Raw genomic sequence first — 20,166 nt, 5'->3', positions numbered from 1 at the left:
GCGGCTGACCTTACACGGTGGGCGCGTCGACCGCCCCGCCGAAGCGGCGGTTGCGACCCGCGTAGAGGTCGATGGCCTGCCACAGGTCGGTGCGCGAGAAGTCGGGCCAGAGCGTGTCGAGGAACACCATCTCGGCGTACGCCGACTGCCAGAGCAGGAAGTTCGAGGTGCGCTGCTCGCCCGAGCTGCGCACGAACAGATCGACGTCGGGCAGCTCGGGCACGTAGAGCCGCCGCTGGATGAGCTTCTCACTGACGGCCGACGGTTTCAGCCGACCCGCGGCCACGTCGTCGGCGATCGAACGCACCGCGTCGGTGAGCTCGTTGCGACCGCCGTAGTTCACGCACATCGTGAGCGTCAGCGTGTCGTTGCCCGCGGTGAGTCGCTCGGCGAACTGCAGCTCGTTGATGACCGACGCCCAGAGACGCGGTCGCCGCCCCGCCCAGCGGATGCGGACGCCCCACTCGTTCAGCTGGTCGCGACGGCGGTGCAGCACGTCGCGGTTGTACCCCATGAGGAAACGCACCTCGTCGGGCGACCGCTTCCAGTTCTCGGTCGAGAAGGCGTACACCGAGAGGTGCTTCACACCGGCCTGGATCGCGCCGGCGACGACATCGAGCAGCGCCGCCTCACCGGCCTTGTGGCCCTCGATGCGCGTGAGCCCGCGGAGATTCGCCCAGCGCCCGTTACCGTCCATCACGATCGCGACGTGCTCTGGCACGGCGCCCTTCGGATAGTCGGGCGGGTAGAGGCCGGTCCAGTCGACGGGCTTGTAGGGCACCGCGTCGCGATGCGTGTAGGGCTTCGGGCTCACGTGGTGGTCGTTTCTCTCGAGACGTGCGGCAGTGAGCGCAGTCCGCGCTCGAGGTGCCACTGCGTGTAGGCGGCGATGATGCCGCTCGCCTGATTGCGGTCGGTGGCGCTCGCCGCTTCGGCGAAAGGCCAGTCGCCGGCCAGCAGCGCACCGAGCAGCACGACCGTCGAGGCCGCGATACGCGGTGTTCCGGGCGGAGCGCAGCCGTCGCACACGACACCGCCGAGTTGCACGACGACGGCCGTGTGCGCGCCGACGCGGCCGCAGCGTGCGCAGTCCTGGAAGCTGGGCGCCCACCCGGCGAGGGCGAGCGCGCGCAGCAGGTACGAGTCGAGCGTCAGCCCGGCGCCGTGCTCACCGCGTGCGAGTGACCGCAACGCGCCCACGAGCAGCAGGTACTGCTGCAGCGACCCCTCGGCCTCGGTGAGCTTGTCGGCGGCCTCGACCATGGCGTTCGCCGCCGTGTAGGCCGCGTAGTCCTGCGAGATCTCGGCCCCGTACGAGCCGAGTGTCACGGCCTGGGTGACCACGTCGAGGCTGCGGCCCTCGTAGAGCTGCAGGTCGGCGACCATGAACGGCTCGAGTCGCGAACCGAACTTCGAACCGGTCCGGCGCACACCCTTGGCGACGGCGCGCACCTTGCCGTGCTGTCGTGTCAGCAGCGTGACGATGCGGTCGGCCTCGCCCAGCTTGTGGGTGCGCAGCACGACGGCTTCATCTCGGTATACGGGCACCCTTCGATTCTCCCATCGCGCGAAGCAGCGCGTCATCGAAGGCATGGGCGATCCGCCGACTCGGCAGAATGAAGGGGTGGAAACCGCGCAATTCGTCATCCCGCTCTGGCTCGACCTCACCGCCGTCGGACTGGGCGGCATCCAGGGTGCTCTCTTCGCCTCGGGCTTCAGGGGCGAGCGACGACTCGACCTGCTCGGCGTCGCCATCGTCGGGATCGTGATGGGGTTCGGCGGCGGCATCATCCGCGACCTGCTGCTCAACGTCCCGATCGGCGCCCTGCAGAGCAATTGGTACCTGACCACCGCGGTCGGCGCCTCACTCATCGGCATGCTCCTCGCCGCTCCGCTTCAGCGGCTCAACGCGGTCATCGTCGGCCTCGACGCGATCGTGATCGGCATGTTCGGCGCATTCGGCACGAGCAAGGCGCTCGCGCTCGGGCTTCCGCCGCTGCCCGCGATCTTCGTGGGCGTCGCCGCCGCGGTCGGCGGCGGAATCCTTCGTGACATGCTGATGAGCCTGCCCGTGGCGATCATGCACGTCGGCTCGCTGTACGCGGTGGCCGCCGGAGCCGGATGCATCGTGCTGGCGGTACTCGAACTCGCGGGCGTTCCGATCTTCATCGCCGGACTCGTCGGCCTCATCGTCACGGCCGTGATCCGCCTGCTCGCGGTGATCTTCGACCTCTCGCTCCCCGAGCAGCGCATGCTGAACCGCCGCAAGGTCGCGACCGAGACCGGCGTGCTGCCGACCGTCGGCCGCTGACCCCGGTCAGACGCTCGCGAGCTCGGCCACCACCGGAGCGTGGCGCAGCGCCCGGTTGACCGCCGAGACCACGGCCTTCAGCGACGCCGTCGAGATGTCGGCGTCGATGCCGACGCCCCACAGCACCCGGCCCTCGACCTCGAGTTCGACGTACGCGGCGGCCTGCGAGTCACCGCTCGCCGAGAGGGTGTGCTCGACGTAGTCGCGCAGCTTGACGTCGACCCCTTCGGCACCGAGCACGGCGAGGAAGGCCGAGATCGGGCCGTTGCCGCTCGCGTCGGCCTCGACGCGCTCATCGCCGTCGCGCAGGCCCACCCGCACGTTGACGACGCCGTTGAGGGCACTCTCGGTGCGCAGCGAGAGCAGCTCGAAGCGGCCCCACTTCTCGTCGGCGCGATCGGCCGCCGCCGGCAGGTACTCGTCGGTGAAGACGCGCCAGATCTCGTCGCTCGAGACCTCGCCGCCCTCGGCATCGGTCTTGGCCTGCACGACGCCCGAGAACTCGATCTGCAGGCGGCGAGGCAGGTCGAGCGCGTGGTCGGTCTTCAGCAGGTAGGCGACGCCGCCCTTGCCCGACTGCGAGTTGACGCGGATGACGGCCTCGTAGCTGCGGCCCAGGTCTTTCGGGTCGACCGGCAGGTAGGGCACCGCCCACTCGAGGTCGTCGACGGCGACACCGCGGCGCTCGGCCTCGGCCTCCATGGCCTCGAAGCCCTTCTTGATCGCGTCTTGGTGCGACCCCGAGAAGGCCGTGTAAACGAGGTCGCCTGCCCAGGGCTGGCGTTCGGGCACGGGCAGCTGGTTGCAGTATTCGACGGTGCGCTTGACCTCGTCGATGTCGGAGAAGTCGATCTGCGGGTCGATGCCCTGAGTGAACAGGTTCACGCCGAGTGCGACCAGGTCGACGTTGCCGGTGCGCTCGCCGTTGCCGAACAGGCATCCCTCGATGCGGTCGGCGCCGGCCATGTACCCGAGCTCGGCCGCGGCGATCGCAGTGCCGCGGTCGTTGTGGGGGTGCAGTGAGAGGATGACGTTCTCGCGATGGGCCAGATGACGGCTCATCCACTCGATCGAGTCGGCGTACACGTTGGGCGTCGCCATCTCGACCGTGGCCGGCAGGTTGATGATGACCTTGCGCTCGGGCGTGGGCTCGAAGACCTCGATCACCCGGTTGCAGACATCGACGGCGAACTCGAGCTCGGTGCCCGTGTAGCTCTCGGGCGAGTACTCGTAGTAGACGGTCGTGCCGGGGATCGTCGCCTCCTGCTCGCGGCACTTGCGAGCGCCGTGCAGGGCGATGTCGACGATGCCCTGCTTGTCGGTGCGGAACACCACCTCGCGCTGCAGGATGCTCGTCGAGTTGTAGAGGTGCACGATGGCCTGCTTTGCACCCGCGATGGCCTCGTAGGTGCGCTCGATGAGGTGGTCGCGCGCCTGGGTCAGCACCTGGATGGTGACGTCGTCGGGGATCGCTCCGTCGTCGATGAGGCTGCGCACGAAGTCGAAGTCGGTCTGGCTCGCCGACGGGAACCCGACTTCGATCTCTTTGTAGCCCATGCGCACGAGCAGGTCGAACATGATGCGCTTGCGCTCGGGGCTCATCGGGTCGATCAGGGCCTGGTTGCCGTCGCGCAGGTCGACGGCGCACCAGCGCGGCGCCTGCTCGATGCGCTTGGACGGCCACGTGCGATCGGGCAGCTCGACGCGGATCTGCTCGTGGAACGGGCGGTACCGGTGAACGGGCATCGCCGAGGGCTTCTGGGTGTTCTGCATGGGGTGCTCTTCTCGCTTTTGTTCGGATGTTTCAGCCGACGACGAACTCCGCAGCGAGGGAGGCCTGGATTAGGACTCGCTGCGGCAGCTAAGGAGAAGCAGGCCGTGAAGCACGGTTCAAGGCTAACACCGCGCGCGCTCGGGCGCGCAAACATGACGAGCGAGCGGATGCCTCCCCCGGGACATCCGCTCGCCCGACGGCCGTTCGCGGAACGCGCGCCGACCGGCCTATTCGACCGCGAGGGCGACGACCGGCGAGACCCGCATCGCGCGCCGCGCCGGCGCGATCGACGCGACGATCGTGAGCACGGCCGCCGCGACGAGCAGGCCGCCGAAGAGCGCCCACGGAATGCCCGGCACCACGAGTGCCGGCGTGCCCTGTGCGCTGCCGAGCAGCGCCTGCGCGCCCGCCCACCCGTACCCGAACCCGAGCACGACGCCCGTGAGGGTCGCCGCGAGCGTGAGCGCGGCGCTTTCGGCGACGATCATGCCGCGCAGCTGCCGGCGGTCGAAGCCGAGCGCCCGCAGCAGGCCGAGCTCGCGGGTGCGCTGCATGACGCTCAGTGACAACGTGTTCACCATGCCGATCGCCGCGATCAGGGCGCTGAAGCCGATGAGCACGGTGAAGACGGCGACGGTGACGTTCAGCATCTCGTCGACGCCCTGGTACACCTCGGGCTGGGCCCGCTGCGCCGCGAGGATGAGCTCGTGGTACGACGCCATCGTCACCGAGAACGTCGTCACGAGCGTCACGCCGATGACGAGGCCGATCGTCATCCGGGCGCTGCGCTCGGGATGGCGCACGGCGTTCTCGGCGGCGAGCCGAGCGGCCGGGGTACGGCCGAAGACCCGCCCCACGCGTCGCAGCACGGGCGGCATGACGACGTCGGCGCCGAGCACGATGCCCGTGAACGACACGATGCCTCCGACGAGCCCGATCAGCACGCCGAACGGCGACACGAGGCCCAGCGCAACGCCCAGGACGAGCAACGCGGTTCCGATCACGAAGAACACGAGCGCCGTGATGTTGCGGCCGCGGCGGCCGCCGAGCTCCTCGCGATCGTGCTCGTTCGCGTTGCCGATGGCCTGGATGGGGCGCACCTTCAGCACTCGGCGCGAGCCCACCCACGAGGCGAGCCAGGTCGTGAGCACGACCGCGACGGCGGGCAGCGCCACCCACGGGTTGGCGTACCCGTAGTCGGTGGCGGGCATCAGGTCGGTCGCCACGGCGACCCGGTCGAGCGCGAATGCCACCCCGGTGCCCACGACGACGCCGATGGCCGCGCCGGCGACGCCGACGAGGAGCCCTTCGCGGGCGATCTGCGCGCGCTGCGACCGGGCGCTCGACCCGATGAGCCGCAGCAGGGCGATGAGACGCGTGCGCCCCGCCACCACCGTCGAGACGGTGTTCGCGGTGACGACCGAGCTCACGTAGACCGCGATCACGATGAAGACCGTGGCGACGATGCCGAGCAGGAGGGCGACCGTGTCGCTCTCACCGGTCACGTCGTCGGCGGCGATCGCGACGGCGAGCACGCCGGTCACGTGCAGCAGTGCCGTGCCGAAGGTTCCCGCAAGCGCCGCCACGAGCAGTGTCGGCCACTGGCCGGCGAACGTGGCGCGCATCAGGCCGCACGCTCCATGCCCAGCATGAACGTCGAGATCTCCTCGGCGCTCGAGCGGCCGGCATCGCGCACGATGCGACCGTCGGCGAGGAACAGGATGCGATCGGCGTGGCTCGCCGCGACCGGGTCGTGCGTCACCATCGCGATCGACTGGCCGTAGCGCGCGCTCGCCGCGGCCAGCAGGCCCAGCACCTCGCGGCCGGTGCGGGAATCGAGGTTGCCGGTCGGCTCGTCGGCGAACACGAGGTCGGGCCGGGTCGCCAGTGCACGGGCGATCGCGACGCGCTGCTGCTGCCCGCCCGAGAGCTCATGCGGCCGATGGTCGATGCGGTCGCGCAGGCCGAGCGCGTCGACGAGCTCGTCGATCCACTCCTGCTCGTCCTGCGCCGGACGGCGACCGTCGAGCTCGAACGGGAGCATGATGTTGCCGCGCACGTCGAGCGTCGGCACGAGGTTGAACGACTGGAACACGAACCCGATACGCCGGCGGCGCAGCACGGTGAGCGCGCTGTCGGAGAGCTCGGTGATGTCGGTGTCGCCGAGCCAGGCGCGACCCGAGGTCGGCGAGTCGAGGCCCGCCATGATGTGCATGAGCGTGGACTTGCCCGAGCCCGACGGACCCATGATCGCCGTGAACTCGCCGCGGCGCAGGCCGAGCGACACGTCGTCGAGGGCGGTGACGGCGCCCGAGCCGCTTCCGTAACGCTTGCCGAGTTCGGCGACGCGGGCGATGAGGCCGAGGTCTGAGGGTTGGATCTGCATGCCTTCGACGCTACGGATGCACCGTGGCCCGGGTCATCCGACGGCCGGATGGTTCGCCGTCATCCTCTGGGATGACCCTGTTGCGGGTTGAGGAGCGAAGCGTCTCGAAACCCCTGGTTGCCCGGACATCGGTTTCGAGACGGCGCCGGCGCCCCTGCTCAACCCGCTCAGTCCGGGAGATCGTGCTCGTAGGCGAACACGACGAGCTGCACGCGATCGCGAAGGCCCAGCTTCGCGAGGATGCGGCTGACGTGGGTCTTCACGGTCGCCTCGCTGAGGAACTCGGATGCCGCGATCTCGGCGTTCGAGAGCCCCCGGGCCGCGAGCCCGAAGATCTCGCGCTCGCGCGGGGTGAGCTCGGTCCACGCGGCGGGGGCCGCACGACGCCCGTCGCCGCGACCGAAGCGGGCGAACAGTTCGCGGGTCGCGCTCGCGGCGATCACCTGGTTGCCCTGGTGCACGGTGCGGATCGCGGCGAGGAGGAACTCGGGGTCGGCGTCCTTCAGCACGAATCCGCTCGCCCCCGCACGGATCGCCCGGGCGGCGTTCTCGTCGAGGTCGAACGTGGTGAGCACGACGATGCGCGGCGCGGGTCGCCCGTCGCGGTCGGCGTCGGCGAGGATGCGCTCGGTCGCGTGGATGCCGTCCTGCAGCGGCATTCGCACGTCCATCAGCACGACGTCGGGACGCGAATCGGCGACCAGCGTCACCGCGGCGACGCCGTCGCCCGCCTCGCCGACCACCTCGAGGTCGGGCTGCGACTCCACGAGCATGCGAACGCCGGCGCGGAACAGCGCCTGGTCGTCGACGAGCGCGACGCTGATCGGACTCACGTGGAACTCCCCTGCTGGATCGGGATGCGGGCGCGCACGCGGAACATGCCGTCATCGCCCGCCTCGGCGAGCAGCGTGCCGCCCGCGAGGTGGGCGCGTTCGCGCATGCCGGGGATGCCGTGGCGGAAGGCATGCGACTCGGGCGGCGGCGCGTCGGCTCGCATGGAGTTCACAAGCGTCACGTCGAGGCCGAGCGCGTCCCACGCGAACTCGAGGTGCACGGGCTGCGTGGCGTCGCCGTGGCGGAGGGCATTGGTCATTCCCTCCTGCACGATGCGGTAGACCGCGATCTGATTTCCGGTACCGAGCGTCAGCGGTGCCCCCGACTCGGTGAATCGCACGTCGAGGCCCGCCGCACGCACCTGCTCGAGCAGCGCGTCGAGGTCGTCGAGCACCGGCTGCGGCGAATCCGACTCGGCGTGCCGGAGCTCGGCGAGCAGCAGGCGCACGTCGCCGAGCGCCCCGCGCGCGACCCCGGCGATGGTGCCGAGTCCCTTCGTCGCCGCCTCGGGATCGGAACGGGCGGCGAACCGCGCGCCGTCGGCCTGGGCGATCACGACCGCGAGCGAATGCGCGACGACGTCGTGCATGTCGCGCGCGATGCGGTTGCGCTCCTGCTCGACGACGTAGCGGTACTCCACGAGCTCGCGTTCGCGGTTCGCGACCTCTTCGCGGCGCCGGATCTCGCGGGTGTCGCGCACCGAACGCACCAGCAGCCCGGTCGTCCACGCCAGCACGAGCACCGCGATCGATGCGACGAAGAGGATCCCCGACATCGTGAGCATGCCGATGGCATCGCCGGGGCCGACGAATGCCGCGCCCGCGAGCGGCTTCACGATCGCGAGGTAGCCTGTGGCCACGAGCGCCCCGACGCCTGCCGAAGCCAGGCCGAGCCATTTGACGAGCGGCCGGCCGTGCGCGGCCGTCGAGTACAGCACGCCGAGCACCGCGGCATCGTATGGCTGCAGGTCGCGCAGCATCAGCATCTGCGCGAGCGCCGCACCCCAGGCGATGCCGAGCGACCACGCCGGCGACCGGCGGCGCACCGCCAGCGCCGCGGCGAACAGCACGAGCACGAGCACGTCGGGCGAGCCGCCGAGCACCGCGAAGGGCAGGCAGACGAGGGCGAAGACGCCGGCGAGCACGACGTCGGTCGTGAACTGCGCGCGGGTGGTCGTCGTGGGCACCGATCCACCGTACGCGCTCAGGCTGCCGACGACGGGGTGCAGGCGCGAGAATCATCCGATGGTCGTACGGCGGCGGACTCGGGGCGGCTGACACGGCGGTGCACGCTGCAGTGTGTTCGACGGCGTCAGACGATCATCCGGGTCCCGGCGTTGCGTCGCGCCGACGGTCTCGGGGGCGGACAATGTCAGTGGAGGCTGCCATGGATCGACAAACGATCGCGCGGGTCGCGCTCGCGGCAGGCGTCGCGGCGCTGCTCGGCGGATGCGCCGGCGCCGCCACGGACCCGGGTGGAAGCCCGCCGGCGTTCCCGTCGCCCTTCCCGGCTGCTCCGGTCGAGGTGCAGGGCCTCGGCACGGTGCTCGAGCAGGACGGCCGCCCCGAACTGTGCCTCGGCGCGGTCGCCGAATCGTACCCGCCGCAGTGCGGCGGCCCGTCGATCATCGGGTGGGACTGGGACGCCGTCGACGGTGAACAGACCGCGAGCGAGGTCACCTGGGGCGCCTACGCCGTCTGGGGCGAGTGGGACGGCGCGACGTTCACGCTCACGCGCGAGCCGGTGCTCGCTGCACTCTACGACCCCATGGCGACCCCGCTCGACCCCAACCCGTGGGACGAAGGACTCCACGCCGGCCCGCTGTCCGAAGCCGACGCGATCGCCCTGCAGGCGCAGCTGCCCGACGTCGTCCTCGGAATGCTCGCGACGACGCCCGTCAACGGGCGCCTCGTCGTGCAGGTCATGTTCGACGACGGAACCCTGCAGGCGGACTTCGACGAGCGCTACGGCGACGACGCCGTGGTCGTGATCTCGAGCCTGCAGCCCGTCGAGTAGCGGCAGCGGGCGCCGGACCGCATCAGAACCCCAGGCGACCCAGCTGCTTCGGGTCGCGCTGCCAGTCCTTCGCGACCTTGACATGCAGGGCGAGGTAGACCTTGCGGCCGAGCAGCTGCTCGATCTGCGTGCGCGCGGTGGCACCCACCTCGCGTAGGCGGGCACCGCCCTTGCCGATGATGATGCCCTTCTGGCTGTCGCGCTCGACGATGAGGTTCGCGTAGATCTCGACCAGGTCTTTGTCGTCGCGCTCGATCATGTCGTCGACGGTCACCGCGATCGAGTGCGGCAGCTCGTCGGAGACGCCCTCGAGCGCGGCCTCGCGCACGAATTCCGCGATGCGATCGGTGACGTCTTCATCGGTCAGGGTCTCGGCCGGGTACAGGGGCTGGTCGGACTCGGGCATCAGCGTCAGCAGCTCGTCGACGAGCACTTCGAGCTGCTCGCCGCGCGGAGCCGAGACGGGCACGATCGTGGCCCACTCGCGCAGCTGCGACACCGCGAGCAACTGCTCGGCGACCTTGGACTTCGACGTGGCATCGGTCTTCGTCACGATCGCGACCTTCTTGGCCCGGGGATATTGGTCGAGCTGCTCGTTGATGTAGCGGTCGCCCGGGCCGATCGGCTCGTTGGCGGGAACGCAGAACGCGATCACGTCGACATCGCCGAGGGTCGATTGCACGAGCGAATTCAGACGCTCGCCGAGCAGGGTGCGGGGCCGATGCAGCCCCGGCGTGTCGACGAGGATCAACTGGCCGTGGTCGCGATGCACGATGCCGCGGATCGCACGCCGGGTCGTCTGCGGCTTGGAGCTCGTGATCGCGACCTTCTCGCCGACGAGTGCGTTGGTCAGGGTCGACTTGCCGACGTTGGGCCGCCCCACGATCGAGACGAATCCGGCACGGTACTCAGCCACGGCTGTTCCTTTCCAGAGGGTCGACGTCGAACGCGGAGTGCGCGTCGATGAGGGCCTGATCGGCCTCGACGATGATCGTCGAGATGCGCTTGCGCCGCCCCTCGGTGCGTTCAGCCGAGAGGTGGAGGCCCGAGACGGTCGCCTGATCGCCCGGCTGCGGCAACCGGCCGAGCTCCTTGGCGAGCAGCCCGCCGGCCGAGTCGACGTCTTCGTCTTCGAGGTCGAGCCCGAACAGTTCGCCGAGCTCGTCGATCGGCAGTCGCGCGTTCACGCGGTAGCGCCCGTCGCCGAGCTCCTCGACCTGGGCCGCCTCGCGGTCGTACTCGTCGGAGATGTCGCCGACGAGCTCCTCGATGAGGTCTTCGAGGGTGACGAGACCGGCGATGCCGCCGTACTCGTCGACCACCATGGCGAGGTGGTTCGACTCGAGCTGCATCTGGCGCAGCAGGGCGTCGGCCTTCATCGAGTCGGGCACGAAGACCGCGGGCCGCACGAGCTCGCCCACCGTGAGCACCTCGGCGTCGATCGGGCGCTCGAAGCTGAGCCGTGCGATGTCGCGGAGGTAGAGGATTCCGATCACGTCGTCGGCGTCACGTGCGATCACGGGGATGCGCGAGTACCCGGCCTTCAGGAACAGCGCCATCGCCTGGGGCAGGTGGGCTGCGGAATCGATCGTGACCATGTCGGTGCGGGGCACCATGACCTCGCGAGCGACCGTGTCGTTGAACTCGAAGATCGAGTGGATGAGTTCGCGGTCGCCCTCCTCGAGCACCTCGAGCTCGGTCGCCTCATCGACCATGCTGAGCAGCTGCTCTTCGCTCGAGACGCCCGCGAATCGGATCCGCCCGGGGGTCACCCGGTTGCCGAGCGACACGAGCGCGTTCGCGAGCGGGCCGAGCAGCACGCGCAGGAAGTGCACGAGCGGAGCCGTGAGCGCGAGCACCTTGGCCGCGTGTGCACGCCCGACGCTGCGTGGGCTCGCACCGACGAGCACGAACGACGCAGCGGTCATGATGAGCGCTGCGTAGAGCAGCACCAGCCAGATGTTGTCGATGAAGAACGTGAACGCCAGCGTCACGAGCACGGCCGCCGTGGTCTCGGCGATGATGCGCACGAAGTTCACCGCGTTCACATGGGCGCCGGTGTCTTCGGCGATGGCGATCAGCGAACGCCGCGCCCGCGACTCGAGTGCGAGCTGGGCCAGGTCGGCGCGGGAGCTGACGCTGATCGCCGCGTCGACGGCCGCCATGAGACCGCCGAATGCGACGAGCACGAAGGCGGCCGCGAGGAAGAGCCAAGGCAGCATGGTCAGCGGCGGCGCTCCTGCATCGAGAAGCCCACGAGGATGTCGCGCTGGACGCCGAACATCTCTTTCTCCTCCTCGGGCTCGGCGTGGTCGAATCCGAGCAGGTGCAGGATTCCGTGCGTCGTCAGCAGCAGCAGTTCGTCGAGGAGCGGATGTCCCGCGGTGCGGGCCTGCGCCTCGGCGACCTGCGGGCACAGCACGACGTCGCCGAGCAGGCCCGCCGGTGTGGGCTGGTCTTCGGTTCCAGGGCGCAGCTCATCCATCGGGAAGCTCAGCACGTCGGTCGGTCCGGGCTCGTCCATCCACTGCACGTGGAGCTGCTCCATGGCGCCCTCGTCGACGAGCACGATCGCGAGCTCGGCGTCGGGATGCACGTGCATCGCGTCGAGGGCGTATACGGCGAGTCGCTGGATGGCGGCCTCGTCGACCTCGATGGCCGATTCGTTGTTGATCTCGATGCTCACGACTTGCCCTTCCTCGGCAGGTGGTCCCGGGGCCCGGCGTGGCCACGGCGCTCGGCGCGATTGGCGAACTCGCGCGCCTGGTCACGTTCGAAGCGCCGCGCCTGCGCGCGCTCGTCGTACTCGGTGTAGGCGTCGACGATGCGGCCGACGAGGGAGTGCCGCACGACGTCATCGCTCGTCAGCCACGCGAAGTCGATGTCGTCGACGTGGTCGAGAATTCGTGTCACGAGCCGAAGGCCGCTCGCTCCGGTGGGCAGGTCGATCTGCGTGATGTCGCCGGTGACGACCATCTTCGAGCCGAACCCGAGCCGGGTGAGGAACATCTTCATCTGCTCGGGGGTGGTGTTCTGCGCCTCGTCGAGCACGACGAATGAGTCGTTCAGGGTTCGGCCACGCATATACGCGAGCGGGGCGACCTCGACCGTTCCCGAGGCGAGCAGCTTCGGCACGAGCTCGGGATCCATCATCTCGTTGAGTGCGTCGTACAGCGGCCGCAGGTAGGGGTCGATCTTGTCGGTGAGGGTGCCAGGCAGGAATCCGAGCCGCTCTCCGGCCTCGACGGCAGGACGCGTCAGGATGATGCGGCTCACCTCTTTGCGCTGCAGGGCCTGTACGGCCTTCGCCATGGCGAGGTATGTCTTGCCCGTGCCAGCCGGTCCGATGCCGAAGACGATGGTGAACTCGTCGATGGCGTCGACGTAGGCGCGCTGGCCCTCGGTCTTCGGCCGGATGGACTTGCCACGGCTCGAGACGATGACCTGTCCGAGCAGTTCTGACGGCTTCGCGTTGGGGTCGGCTTCGAGCATGCGTGCCGAGCTCCTCACTTCGGTAGGGGTTGGATCTTGGCCGGAGCGTACGAGCTCGAGGAGCTCTTCGATGAGGCGACGTACCCGCAGCCGCGATTCGGCATCGCCGCGGATGGCGATCTCGTTGCTGCGCACGTGGACCTCGACGCCCGGGTACTCGTGCTGGATCGAGGTGAGCAGTCGGTCCTGCGGACCGAGCAGTCGCACCATCGCGATGCCGTCGATGCTGAGACGCTCTTCGTCGGGGGACGGCGACTCGGCGGGCTGACCGACCTGCTCAGGCTCCGGCAAGCGTGGCCTCCTCGAGACCGCCGGCGAGCAGGTGCGCGTGCACGTGGAAGATCGTCTGCCCGGCGCCCTCACCCGTGTTGAAGACGAGTCGGAACTGCCCGTCGGCGAGTTCGGACGCGATCGATCGGGACACCTCGACCAGTTCGGCCAGCAGCGCCGGGTCGCCGGCGGCGAGCTCGACGACGTTGCGATACTCGCCCGTCTTCGGAGTGACGACCACGTGCACCGGCGCCTTCGGCGCGATGTCGTGGAAGGCGATCACGCGGTCGGTCTCTGCGACGATGCGCGCGGGGATCTCACGAGCGGCGATGCGCTCGAAGAGGGTCGGCTCGGCGCGGGATGACGTCATGTCACCATCGTAGCGACGGATGTCTCACCACCGCCCGAGCCGCGCGTTCAGCACGGCGATCGCCGCGGGGCCGGCGGTCGAGGTGCGAAGCACGGACGCGCCCAGCCGCACCGATTCCGCACCCGCCGCGATGAGGCGCTCGAGCTCGGCCGGTGCGATGCCGCCCTCGGGGCCGACGACGAGTGCGAGGTCGCGCCCGTCGGGCCCGAGGTCGGTGAGCGCCGTCGCGGCGGTCGGCTCGAGGAGGAGCATCCGCACGCCTGCCAGGCGATCAGGCAGCTCGGCGGTCGTCGCCAGCGGCCCCACCCGCGGCAGCCATGCGCGCATCGACTGCTTCACCGCCTCGCGCACGATCGCGGCCCAGCGCTGCCTGCCCTTCTCGGCCTTCGGGCCCTCCCAGCGCGAGACCGAGCGGGCGGCCGCCCATGGCACGATCGCGTCGACGCCCAGCTCGGTCGCCGCCTGCACCGCGAGCTCGTCGCGGTCGCCCTTCGCGAGCGCCTGCACGAGGGTGATGTGCGGCGAAGGCCGCTCGTCGACGAACACCTCGTCGGCCTCGATCGCGAGTCGCTTCGGCCCCGTCTCGGTGACCGTGCCGCGCACGAGCACCCCGCGACCGTCGCCGATCGAGACCCGTTCGCCCGGGCGCACACGCGAGACGGTCACCGCGTGCCGCGCCTCGTCGCCCGAGAGTTCGACGATCGCGCCGGGGGCGAGTTCGACCAGGTCGAGCGACTCGTCGAGGTAGAGGTGGCTCATCGCGGTGCCGTGCTACCCGAGGAACCGATCGCGCAAGCGCGCGAAGATGCCCTGCTGGAAGTGGCTGAGCTCAGGCGCCGGCGACTTCTTCGACGAGGCGAACTGCTGGATGAGGTCGCGTTCCTTCGACGAGAGCTTGGTCGGAGTGATCACCTGGACGCCGATCTTCAGGTCTCCGCGGCCGGTGCCGCGGAGCTTCGTGACGCCGCGGTCGCGCACTGTGAGGATCTCGCCGCTCTGCACGCCCGGGCGCACCTCGACCGCGACGTCGCCGTCGAGCGCGGGGATCGTGGCGGTCGTGCCGAGCACCGCGTCGGTCATGGCGACCTCGAGCGTCGCGAGCAGGTCGTCCCCGTTGCGGCTGAAGACGTCGTGGTTCTTGACCTTGATCTCGAGGTACAGGTCGCCGTTCGGACCGCCCGCGGGGCCCGCCTCGCCCGAACCGGGCATCTGCAACCGCACGCCGGTGTCGACGCCCGCGGGGATGTCGACCGGCACCGTGCGGCGCGCGCGCACGCGGCCCTGGCCCTGGCAGGTGATGCAAGGCGTGGCGATGACCGTGCCGTACCCACGGCAGGTGCCGCAGGGGGTCGAGGTCATCACGTTGCCGAGCAGCGACCGCACCGAGCGCTGGATCGAGCCGGTGCCGCGGCAGATGTCGCAGGTCACCGGCGATGTGCCGGGCTGGCAGCAGGAGCCCTGGCAGGTGTCGCACCGCACCGCCGTGTCGACTTCGATATCGCGGTGCGTGCCGAAGATCACCTCGTCGAGGCCGACCTCGACGCGGATGAGCGCGTCCTGGCCGCGCTCACGGCGCGAGCGCGGCCCGCGAGTCTGCTGACCCGCACCGAAGAACGTCTCGAAGATGTCGCCGAACCCGCCGAATCCCTGGCCCCCGAAGCCACCCTGGCCGCCGCCGAGGTCGTATTGCTGGCGCTGTTTCGGGTCGGACAGCACGTCATACGCGTGGGTGACCTCTTTGAAGCGCTCGGATGCCTCGGCACCCGGATTCACGTCGGGGTGGAGTTCGCGGGCGAGGCGACGGTACGCCTTCTTGATCTCGTCGGGGGTGGCGTCGCGTGAGACGCCGAGGACCTCGTAATGGTCGGCCACGGAGGGCATGTCCTTTCGATCTGCCGGATGCCGGTCGGGATGCGACGGGCGGCTGAGTCAGCTCTCGCCGAGGGTGCGGGAGAGGTAGCGGGCCACGGCGCGCACTGCGGCCATGCTGGTCGAGTAGTCCATGCGGGTCGGCCCGACGATTCCGAGACGCGAGATGTCGCGCCCCGGGATCTCGAAGGCGCTCGACACGATCGAGGTCTCACCGAGGCCGAACGCGGCGTTCTCGCGGCCGATGCGCACCACGACCGCGTGCTCGTCGGCAGCCATCTCGCCGAAGAGCTTCAACAGCACGACCTGTTCTTCGATCGCCTCGATGACGCCGAGGATCGATCCTGCGAAATCCTGCTCGGTGCGCACGAGGTTCGCGGCGCCGGCCACGACGAGCCGGTCGGTGCGCTGCACCCGGGCCTGCTCGGCGAGCGTCGCCGCGAGGGTGTGCAGCAGCGCCGCATGCCGGCGGTCGGCCGCCTCGATCTCGCCTGAGAGCATGGTCACGGCCTCGAGCATGGTCGAGCCCGCGACGAGGTCGTTGAGTCGCACGCGGAGCTCGGCGAGGGTTCCGTCGTCGACGGCGTGATCGAGTTCGGCGAGTCGCTGCTCGACCTGGCCGGAATCGGCGATCAGGATGCAGAGCACGCGTGTCGGCGCGAGCGACACGAGTTCGACGTGGCGAACCCGCGCGCTCGAGAAGCTGGGATACTGCACGACCGCGAGCTGCTTGGTGAGCTGGGCGATGAGTCGCACAGTGCGCGCGAGCAGTTCGTCGAGATCGCTGGATTCGCCGAGGAACGTCTCGATGGCGTGCCGCTGCGCCGCAGTGAGGGGCCGCACATCGGTGAGCTGGTCGACGAAGACCCGGTAGCCCTTGTCGGTGGGAATGCGGCCCGACGACGTGTGCGGCGCGGCGATCAGCTCCTCTTCTTCGAGGAGCGCCATGTCGTTGCGGATGGTCGCGGCGGAGACGCCGAACGAGTGCCGCTCGACGATCGTCTTCGAGCCGACCGGCTCCCGCGACGCCACGTAGTCCTGCACGATCGCACGGAGTACGGCGAGACTGCGTTCGGAGACCATGTCCCTCGCTTCCTTCTGCCGCGCTTAGCACTCGTCTTGTCTGACTGCCAATCATATCGTCACTACACTCGGTCCAGCCCGTTGCCAGCCGTGAGTCGGCGACGCTAGCGTATGCATGATCCGCGAGTCACCCCTCGGCTGCACCACTCTCCCCGGCAGCCGCGGTTCATCCTGAGCCCACCCGAAAGGCACGCACATGACCGACCCCAACGCCCAGAATCCCGACGCGAACATCGCGCCGACCCGCCTCTCGCACGAGCAGGACGTGCAGTGGGGCTCGTTCGCCCACCTCGGCGGCGTGCTCGGCTTCCTGCCGTCCCTCATCATCTGGCTCGTGTTCAAGGACCGCGGCTCGTTCACCGACACCGAGGCCAAAGAGGCGCTGAACTTCCAGATCACGATCGCCTTCGGCTACATCCTGTCGTTCATCCTGCTCTTCGTGTTCATCGGCGCGCTCCTCTGGTGGGCGTTCTGGATCGTGAGCGTCGTGTTCTCGATCATCGCGTTCCTTCGCGCGAAGGACGGCAACCACTACCGCTACCCGTTCGCGATCCGTCTCATCAAGTAGGCGTTCGGCCGCGCCACGAGATTCCCTCACCGGGCGCAGCCGTCTGTGCCAGCATGAAGACAACAGTTCGCCTTCGAGCGACGTCACCAAGGAGACATCATGTCCGACGCACCTCCTCCTCCCCCGCCGCCGCAAGATCCCTACCAGCAGCCGCAGGATCCCTATCAGCAGCCGCAGCAGCTCAGCCCGGCAGATGAGAAGCTCTGGTCGACGCTGGTTCACGTGGCCGGCATCTTCTTCTACTTCGTCCCGGCGCTGATCGCGTACCTGCTGCTGAAAGACAAGGGTCCGTTCGTACGGGCCCACACGGCGACCGCGCTGAACTTCCAGATCACGATCGCGATCGCCCTGGTCGTGAGCTACGCGCTGATCGCCGTCTTCATCGGCATCCTGCTCGTGCTCGCGGTCGAGGTCGTGAAGATCGTGTTCTGCATCATCGCAGCGGTCAAGGCCAACCAGGGCCAGCCCTATACCTACCCGCTCGCGATCAAGTTCGTGAGCTGACGGTCTTTAGCCGTCGAGCAGGCGTCGCACCACGGCGTCGGCGAGCAGCCGCCCTCTTCGAGTGAGCACCAGCCCACCCGAGAGGGCGGTTTTCGCGTCGACGAGCTCGTCGGCGATGAGGCCCGCAACAGCGTGCCGTCCGCCGGTGTGGAGCGACTCGATGTCGATGCCCTCGCGAATGCGGGTGAGCAGCAGCACCCGTTCGATCTCTCGGGTCGACGCGTCGAGCACCTCGCGGCCGACCGCCGGCGAGACTCCCGCGGTCACCCGGTCGGCGTACGCCGAGGGGTGCTTGGCGTTCCACCAACGCACGCCCCCGACGTGGCTGTGCGCACCGGGCCCGACGCCCCACCAGTCATCGCCCCGCCAGTAGCCGAGGTTGTGACGCGACCGATGCGAGGCATCAGTTGCCCAGTTGCTGACCTCGTACCACTCGAAGCCCGCCCGACCCAGCAGGTCGTCGGCCAGCTCGTACATGTCGGCCTCGAGGTCGTCCGACGGCGTGCCGAGCTCCCCGCGCCTGATCTGGCGCGCGAGCTTCGTGCCCTCCTCGACGATGAGGGCGTACGCACTCAGGTGGTCGGGCCGCTGAGCGATGGCATGCTCGAGACTCCGTCGCCAGTCGTCGAGCGATTCCCCCGGGGTGCCGTAGATGAGGTCGAGGCTCACGTCGAGTCCGGCCTCGCGTGCCCAGCCCACGACGAGCGGCACACGCTCGGGGTCGTGCGTGCGGTCGAGCGCCGCGAGCACGTGCGGCATCGCCGACTGCATGCCGAACGAGACACGGGTGAAGCCGCCCTCGGCGAGTTCCATGAGGTCTTCGGGGCCGACCGAATCGGGGTTCGCCTCGGTGGTCACCTCGGCGCCGTCGGCGAGGCCGAACTCGTCGCGCACCGCTCCGAGCATCGCGACGAGGTCGGACGCCGGCAACAGCGTGGGTGTGCCGCCGCCGAAGAACACGGTCTGCGCCGGTCGGGGCGGCAGGCCGGATGCCTCGAGCACGCGCCGCGACATCCGCACCTCGCTGATCGCCTGGCCCGCGTAGTCGGACTGGCGCGCGCCGCGCAATTCGTCTGAGGTGTACGTGTTGAAGTCGCAGTACCCGCATCGCACGCGGCAGAAGGGCACGTGCAGGTACACGCCGAACGCGCGATGTCGGGCGCCGTCGGCGGCCGAGGCGGGCACCAACCCGTCAGCGGGCGCCGGCTCCCCGAGCGGCAGGGCGGAGCCCATGGTCAGCTCGGGAACGCGGGATGCAGCGCGCGCAGCTCGCGCGTGGTGAGCTCCCGGCGCTTGCGGCGCTGCCGCGGAGTCGTCAGGCGGTGGAGGCCGCCGCGGGCTCGGAGGAGCGACCGGATGGTGAGCCACACCGTGTCGTCGTCGCGGTGCTCGAGGATGAACGACTCCTCGCCGCTCTCGGGTCCGTCTGAGGTCGTGCCGTAGGCGAATCCGACCCGACCGGGCTCATCGATCACGTACACGACGAGGACATGGGTGTCAGCGCTGCGGAGGCGCCCGCGACGGCGCAGCGTCGCCGCGACGCCGGCCGTGATGTACGGCGTGCCGTCGGAACTGAAACGCTGCACGGCATGGGGCTCGGGCTGCTGGGCGAGCGGCGCTCCGTCGGCGTCGTAGACGATGCCCGGGTACTGCGCGCCGGTGCCCGCCGATACGTCGACGACCTCGAATCCGGCGCCCTGCTGGATGCCCCAGGTCATGAGCGACTCGGCGGCGCGCTCGAATCGCTCGGCGCCCGAACCGAGGCGCACCGAGTCTTCGGCGGGCCGGTACCCGTCGGGCGGGTAGCGCAGGAGATCAGGCGCGAGGGTCGCGCCGATCGCGCCATAGGTGACCGACTGGTCGGTGAATGTGCTTCGGCGGGTCATCCGTCGATTCTACGTAAATCGACGGGTTCCTCCGCTGTAGCCCGTTCACTCAGTGTCGGCCCGCAGCGCCGCGTAGTTCGGAGTCAGCGCCGAGAACGCACAACGCCAGCCGTCGGTTCGGCGAACGAAGATTTCGGTGACCCACTCATCGGCCGTGAATGGCGCGCCTTGCCAGCTGCCCGCGTTGGTGCCATGGGCCAGTACGACCGCGACATCGCCGTAGACCCTGGCCTCGAGCACCTCGAAGGCCATCTGGGAATGCGTGAGGTCTCCGGACTCGATGACGGCGAGGAACGGCTCCAACTCTCCCGGTCCGCCCTCGGGGCCGACGATCACCCAGTCCGGTTCGGCGAACGACCCGATACGCGGGGCGTCGTTGGCCACGATCGCTTCGGCCCACTGGTCGAGCAGAGTCTGGAAGCTCGCGAGATCGTCGGTCTCCATACCGCCAGTGTGGGCACACGCTGGAAGCGTGTCAACGCACGTGTCGCGTCCGTCGGGCGGCGCAGCATTCGCCGAGGTGCTCCATTCTCCGGAAGTCGCGAGCTGCGGATGCCGCGGGCGGCGGGTGTTGCTTGGGTGGCGACTCGTCCTCCACAGGCGGTTGGTTCGGCGAGTTCTCCACCGGACATTTCCCTGATCGAGGATAGAATCCGTCCAGATTCGAATGTCGGTGGGTGGGTGCAGAATCGAAGCATGGAACCCCCGCCGCACCCGCTCGCCGTGCTCGGGCGCGACCTCGACGCGCTGCGCGCGGCGTGGGCCGGCAGCCAGCCCGCGTTGGGCGGCACTGTCGGAGGGGT

22 protein-coding genes are annotated in these 20,166 nt (G+C 69.5%); 4 read left to right on the top strand and 18 right to left on the bottom strand.

Features of this window, described 5'->3' with window-relative positions:
• Window positions 1-10: 10 nt before the first annotated feature.
• Window positions 11-814: an isoprenyl transferase gene (locus LSF15_RS02690; RefSeq protein WP_232496995.1), complete on the bottom strand. Its 804-nt coding sequence runs from the start codon at window positions 812-814 to the stop codon at window positions 11-13.
• The gene (gene recO / locus LSF15_RS02685; RefSeq protein WP_232496994.1) at window positions 811-1,548 is read right to left on the bottom strand and encodes a DNA repair protein RecO; all 738 of its coding nucleotides are present in this window, start codon (window positions 1,546-1,548) and stop codon (window positions 811-813) included. Before recO ends, LSF15_RS02690 begins: the two co-directional genes overlap by 4 nt.
• Window positions 1,549-1,591: 43 nt before the next feature.
• On the opposite strand from recO, the gene LSF15_RS02680 reads away from it, so the two are divergent.
• Window positions 1,592-2,311: a trimeric intracellular cation channel family protein gene (locus LSF15_RS02680; protein WP_344256599.1), complete on the top strand. Its 720-nt coding sequence runs from the start codon at window positions 1,592-1,594 to the stop codon at window positions 2,309-2,311.
• A gap of 6 nt (window positions 2,312-2,317) precedes the next feature.
• Here the strand turns inward: LSF15_RS02680 and leuA are convergent, their stop codons facing one another.
• From leuA to LSF15_RS02655, 5 genes are all read right to left on the bottom strand, one after another.
• Window positions 2,318-4,084 (bottom strand): 2-isopropylmalate synthase, encoded by a 1,767-nt coding sequence (leuA, locus tag LSF15_RS02675; protein ID WP_232496992.1) that lies wholly within the window; start codon window positions 4,082-4,084, stop codon window positions 2,318-2,320.
• A 228-nt stretch (window positions 4,085-4,312) separates the two neighbouring features.
• Window positions 4,313-5,710, bottom strand: coding sequence for an ABC transporter permease (locus LSF15_RS02670; RefSeq protein ID WP_232496991.1), 1,398 nt, complete (start codon window positions 5,708-5,710; stop codon window positions 4,313-4,315).
• Window positions 5,710-6,471, bottom strand: coding sequence for an ABC transporter ATP-binding protein (locus LSF15_RS02665; protein WP_232496990.1), 762 nt, complete (start codon window positions 6,469-6,471; stop codon window positions 5,710-5,712). The genes LSF15_RS02670 and LSF15_RS02665 overlap by 1 nt, the downstream gene beginning before the upstream one ends.
• Window positions 6,472-6,638: 167 nt before the next feature.
• Window positions 6,639-7,304, bottom strand: a complete 666-nt coding sequence (locus LSF15_RS02660; protein WP_308188410.1) for a response regulator — start codon at window positions 7,302-7,304, stop codon at window positions 6,639-6,641.
• A complete protein-coding gene (locus LSF15_RS02655) occupies window positions 7,301-8,491 on the bottom strand; it encodes a sensor histidine kinase (RefSeq protein ID WP_232496989.1) in 1,191 nt (396 codons plus the stop codon). The genes LSF15_RS02660 and LSF15_RS02655 overlap by 4 nt, the downstream gene beginning before the upstream one ends.
• Window positions 8,492-8,691: 200 nt before the next feature.
• Here LSF15_RS02655 and LSF15_RS02650 point away from each other — a divergent pair, with 200 nt between their 5' ends.
• Entirely contained in the window at window positions 8,692-9,321 is a 630-nt protein-coding gene (locus tag LSF15_RS02650) for a hypothetical protein (protein WP_232496988.1), read from the top strand.
• Between the two features lie 22 nt (window positions 9,322-9,343).
• Here the strand turns inward: LSF15_RS02650 and era are convergent, their stop codons facing one another.
• The 8 genes from era to hrcA form a co-directional block, all read right to left on the bottom strand.
• The gene (gene era / locus LSF15_RS02645; RefSeq protein WP_232496987.1) at window positions 9,344-10,237 is read right to left on the bottom strand and encodes a GTPase Era; all 894 of its coding nucleotides are present in this window, start codon (window positions 10,235-10,237) and stop codon (window positions 9,344-9,346) included.
• Window positions 10,230-11,543: a hemolysin family protein gene (locus LSF15_RS02640; protein ID WP_232496986.1), complete on the bottom strand. Its 1,314-nt coding sequence runs from the start codon at window positions 11,541-11,543 to the stop codon at window positions 10,230-10,232. The genes era and LSF15_RS02640 overlap by 8 nt, the downstream gene beginning before the upstream one ends.
• A 2-nt stretch (window positions 11,544-11,545) precedes the next feature.
• Window positions 11,546-12,007, bottom strand: a complete 462-nt coding sequence (gene ybeY / locus LSF15_RS02635) for an rRNA maturation RNase YbeY (protein WP_232496985.1) — start codon at window positions 12,005-12,007, stop codon at window positions 11,546-11,548.
• Window positions 12,004-13,023, bottom strand: coding sequence for a PhoH family protein (locus LSF15_RS02630; protein ID WP_232497458.1), 1,020 nt, complete (start codon window positions 13,021-13,023; stop codon window positions 12,004-12,006). Before LSF15_RS02630 ends, ybeY begins: the two co-directional genes overlap by 4 nt.
• A 67-nt stretch (window positions 13,024-13,090) precedes the next feature.
• The gene (locus LSF15_RS02625) at window positions 13,091-13,453 is read right to left on the bottom strand and encodes an HIT domain-containing protein (protein WP_232496984.1); all 363 of its coding nucleotides are present in this window, start codon (window positions 13,451-13,453) and stop codon (window positions 13,091-13,093) included.
• A gap of 24 nt (window positions 13,454-13,477) precedes the next feature.
• Window positions 13,478-14,212: a 16S rRNA (uracil(1498)-N(3))-methyltransferase gene (locus LSF15_RS02620; protein WP_232496983.1), complete on the bottom strand. Its 735-nt coding sequence runs from the start codon at window positions 14,210-14,212 to the stop codon at window positions 13,478-13,480.
• 12 nt (window positions 14,213-14,224) lie between these two features.
• Window positions 14,225-15,325 carry a molecular chaperone DnaJ gene (dnaJ, locus tag LSF15_RS02615; protein WP_308188408.1) on the bottom strand — a complete coding sequence of 367 codons (1,101 nt, stop codon included), beginning with the start codon at window positions 15,323-15,325 and terminating at the stop codon, window positions 14,225-14,227.
• 57 nt (window positions 15,326-15,382) lie between these two features.
• On the bottom strand, window positions 15,383-16,405 hold the full coding sequence (gene hrcA, locus LSF15_RS02610; RefSeq protein WP_232496981.1) for a heat-inducible transcriptional repressor HrcA: 1,023 nt from the start codon (window positions 16,403-16,405) through the stop codon (window positions 15,383-15,385).
• A gap of 196 nt (window positions 16,406-16,601) precedes the next feature.
• On the opposite strand from hrcA, the gene LSF15_RS02605 reads away from it, so the two are divergent.
• Window positions 16,602-16,973, top strand: a complete 372-nt coding sequence (locus LSF15_RS02605; RefSeq protein WP_232496980.1) for a DUF4870 domain-containing protein — start codon at window positions 16,602-16,604, stop codon at window positions 16,971-16,973.
• Between the two features lie 99 nt (window positions 16,974-17,072).
• On the top strand, window positions 17,073-17,477 hold the full coding sequence (locus LSF15_RS02600) for a DUF4870 domain-containing protein (protein ID WP_232496979.1): 405 nt from the start codon (window positions 17,073-17,075) through the stop codon (window positions 17,475-17,477).
• A gap of 6 nt (window positions 17,478-17,483) precedes the next feature.
• Here the strand turns inward: LSF15_RS02600 and hemW are convergent, their stop codons facing one another.
• Genes hemW through LSF15_RS02585 form a run of 3 tightly spaced genes read right to left on the bottom strand, consistent with a single transcriptional unit; the run spans window position 17,484 to window position 19,807 of the window.
• Window positions 17,484-18,710, bottom strand: coding sequence for a radical SAM family heme chaperone HemW (hemW, locus tag LSF15_RS02595; protein ID WP_232496978.1), 1,227 nt, complete (start codon window positions 18,708-18,710; stop codon window positions 17,484-17,486).
• Window positions 18,711-18,712: 2 nt separating this feature from the next.
• The gene (locus LSF15_RS02590; RefSeq protein ID WP_232496977.1) at window positions 18,713-19,363 is read right to left on the bottom strand and encodes a DUF1990 domain-containing protein; all 651 of its coding nucleotides are present in this window, start codon (window positions 19,361-19,363) and stop codon (window positions 18,713-18,715) included.
• A gap of 45 nt (window positions 19,364-19,408) precedes the next feature.
• The gene (locus tag LSF15_RS02585) at window positions 19,409-19,807 is read right to left on the bottom strand and encodes a nuclear transport factor 2 family protein (RefSeq protein WP_232496976.1); all 399 of its coding nucleotides are present in this window, start codon (window positions 19,805-19,807) and stop codon (window positions 19,409-19,411) included.
• Window positions 19,808-20,166 lie beyond the last annotated feature (359 nt).

The sequence above is a fragment of the Agromyces humatus genome (assembly GCF_021228295.1).
GTDB classification, from domain to species: Bacteria; Actinomycetota; Actinomycetes; order Actinomycetales; family Microbacteriaceae; genus Agromyces; species Agromyces humatus.
Note: the sequence above shows the minus strand (reverse complement) of the source record. Positions and strands in the feature narration are given on the sequence as shown.

What these genes read in the sequence shown, in the direction of transcription:
- LSF15_RS02680 (WP_344256599.1), top strand. Translation starts at nt 1,592, where the DNA reads ATGGGCGATCCGCCGACTCGGCAGAATGAAGGGGTGGAAACCGCGCAA.
- leuA (WP_232496992.1), bottom strand. Translation starts at nt 4,084, where the DNA reads ATGCAGAACACCCAGAAGCCCTCGGCGATGCCCGTTCACCGGTACCGC.
- LSF15_RS02670 (WP_232496991.1), bottom strand. Translation starts at nt 5,710, where the DNA reads ATGCGCGCCACGTTCGCCGGCCAGTGGCCGACACTGCTCGTGGCGGCG.
- LSF15_RS02665 (WP_232496990.1), bottom strand. Translation starts at nt 6,471, where the DNA reads ATGCAGATCCAACCCTCAGACCTCGGCCTCATCGCCCGCGTCGCCGAA.
- LSF15_RS02650 (WP_232496988.1), top strand. Translation starts at nt 8,692, where the DNA reads ATGGATCGACAAACGATCGCGCGGGTCGCGCTCGCGGCAGGCGTCGCG.
- LSF15_RS02640 (WP_232496986.1), bottom strand. Translation starts at nt 11,543, where the DNA reads ATGCTGCCTTGGCTCTTCCTCGCGGCCGCCTTCGTGCTCGTCGCATTC.
- LSF15_RS02630 (WP_232497458.1), bottom strand. Translation starts at nt 13,023, where the DNA reads ATGGTGCGACTGCTCGGTCCGCAGGACCGACTGCTCACCTCGATCCAG.
- LSF15_RS02625 (WP_232496984.1), bottom strand. Translation starts at nt 13,453, where the DNA reads ATGACGTCATCCCGCGCCGAGCCGACCCTCTTCGAGCGCATCGCCGCT.
- LSF15_RS02620 (WP_232496983.1), bottom strand. Translation starts at nt 14,212, where the DNA reads ATGAGCCACCTCTACCTCGACGAGTCGCTCGACCTGGTCGAACTCGCC.
- hrcA (WP_232496981.1), bottom strand. Translation starts at nt 16,405, where the DNA reads ATGGTCTCCGAACGCAGTCTCGCCGTACTCCGTGCGATCGTGCAGGAC.
- LSF15_RS02605 (WP_232496980.1), top strand. Translation starts at nt 16,602, where the DNA reads ATGACCGACCCCAACGCCCAGAATCCCGACGCGAACATCGCGCCGACC.
- LSF15_RS02600 (WP_232496979.1), top strand. Translation starts at nt 17,073, where the DNA reads ATGTCCGACGCACCTCCTCCTCCCCCGCCGCCGCAAGATCCCTACCAG.
- hemW (WP_232496978.1), bottom strand. Translation starts at nt 18,710, where the DNA reads ATGGGCTCCGCCCTGCCGCTCGGGGAGCCGGCGCCCGCTGACGGGTTG.
- LSF15_RS02590 (WP_232496977.1), bottom strand. Translation starts at nt 19,363, where the DNA reads ATGACCCGCCGAAGCACATTCACCGACCAGTCGGTCACCTATGGCGCG.
- LSF15_RS02585 (WP_232496976.1), bottom strand. Translation starts at nt 19,807, where the DNA reads ATGGAGACCGACGATCTCGCGAGCTTCCAGACTCTGCTCGACCAGTGG.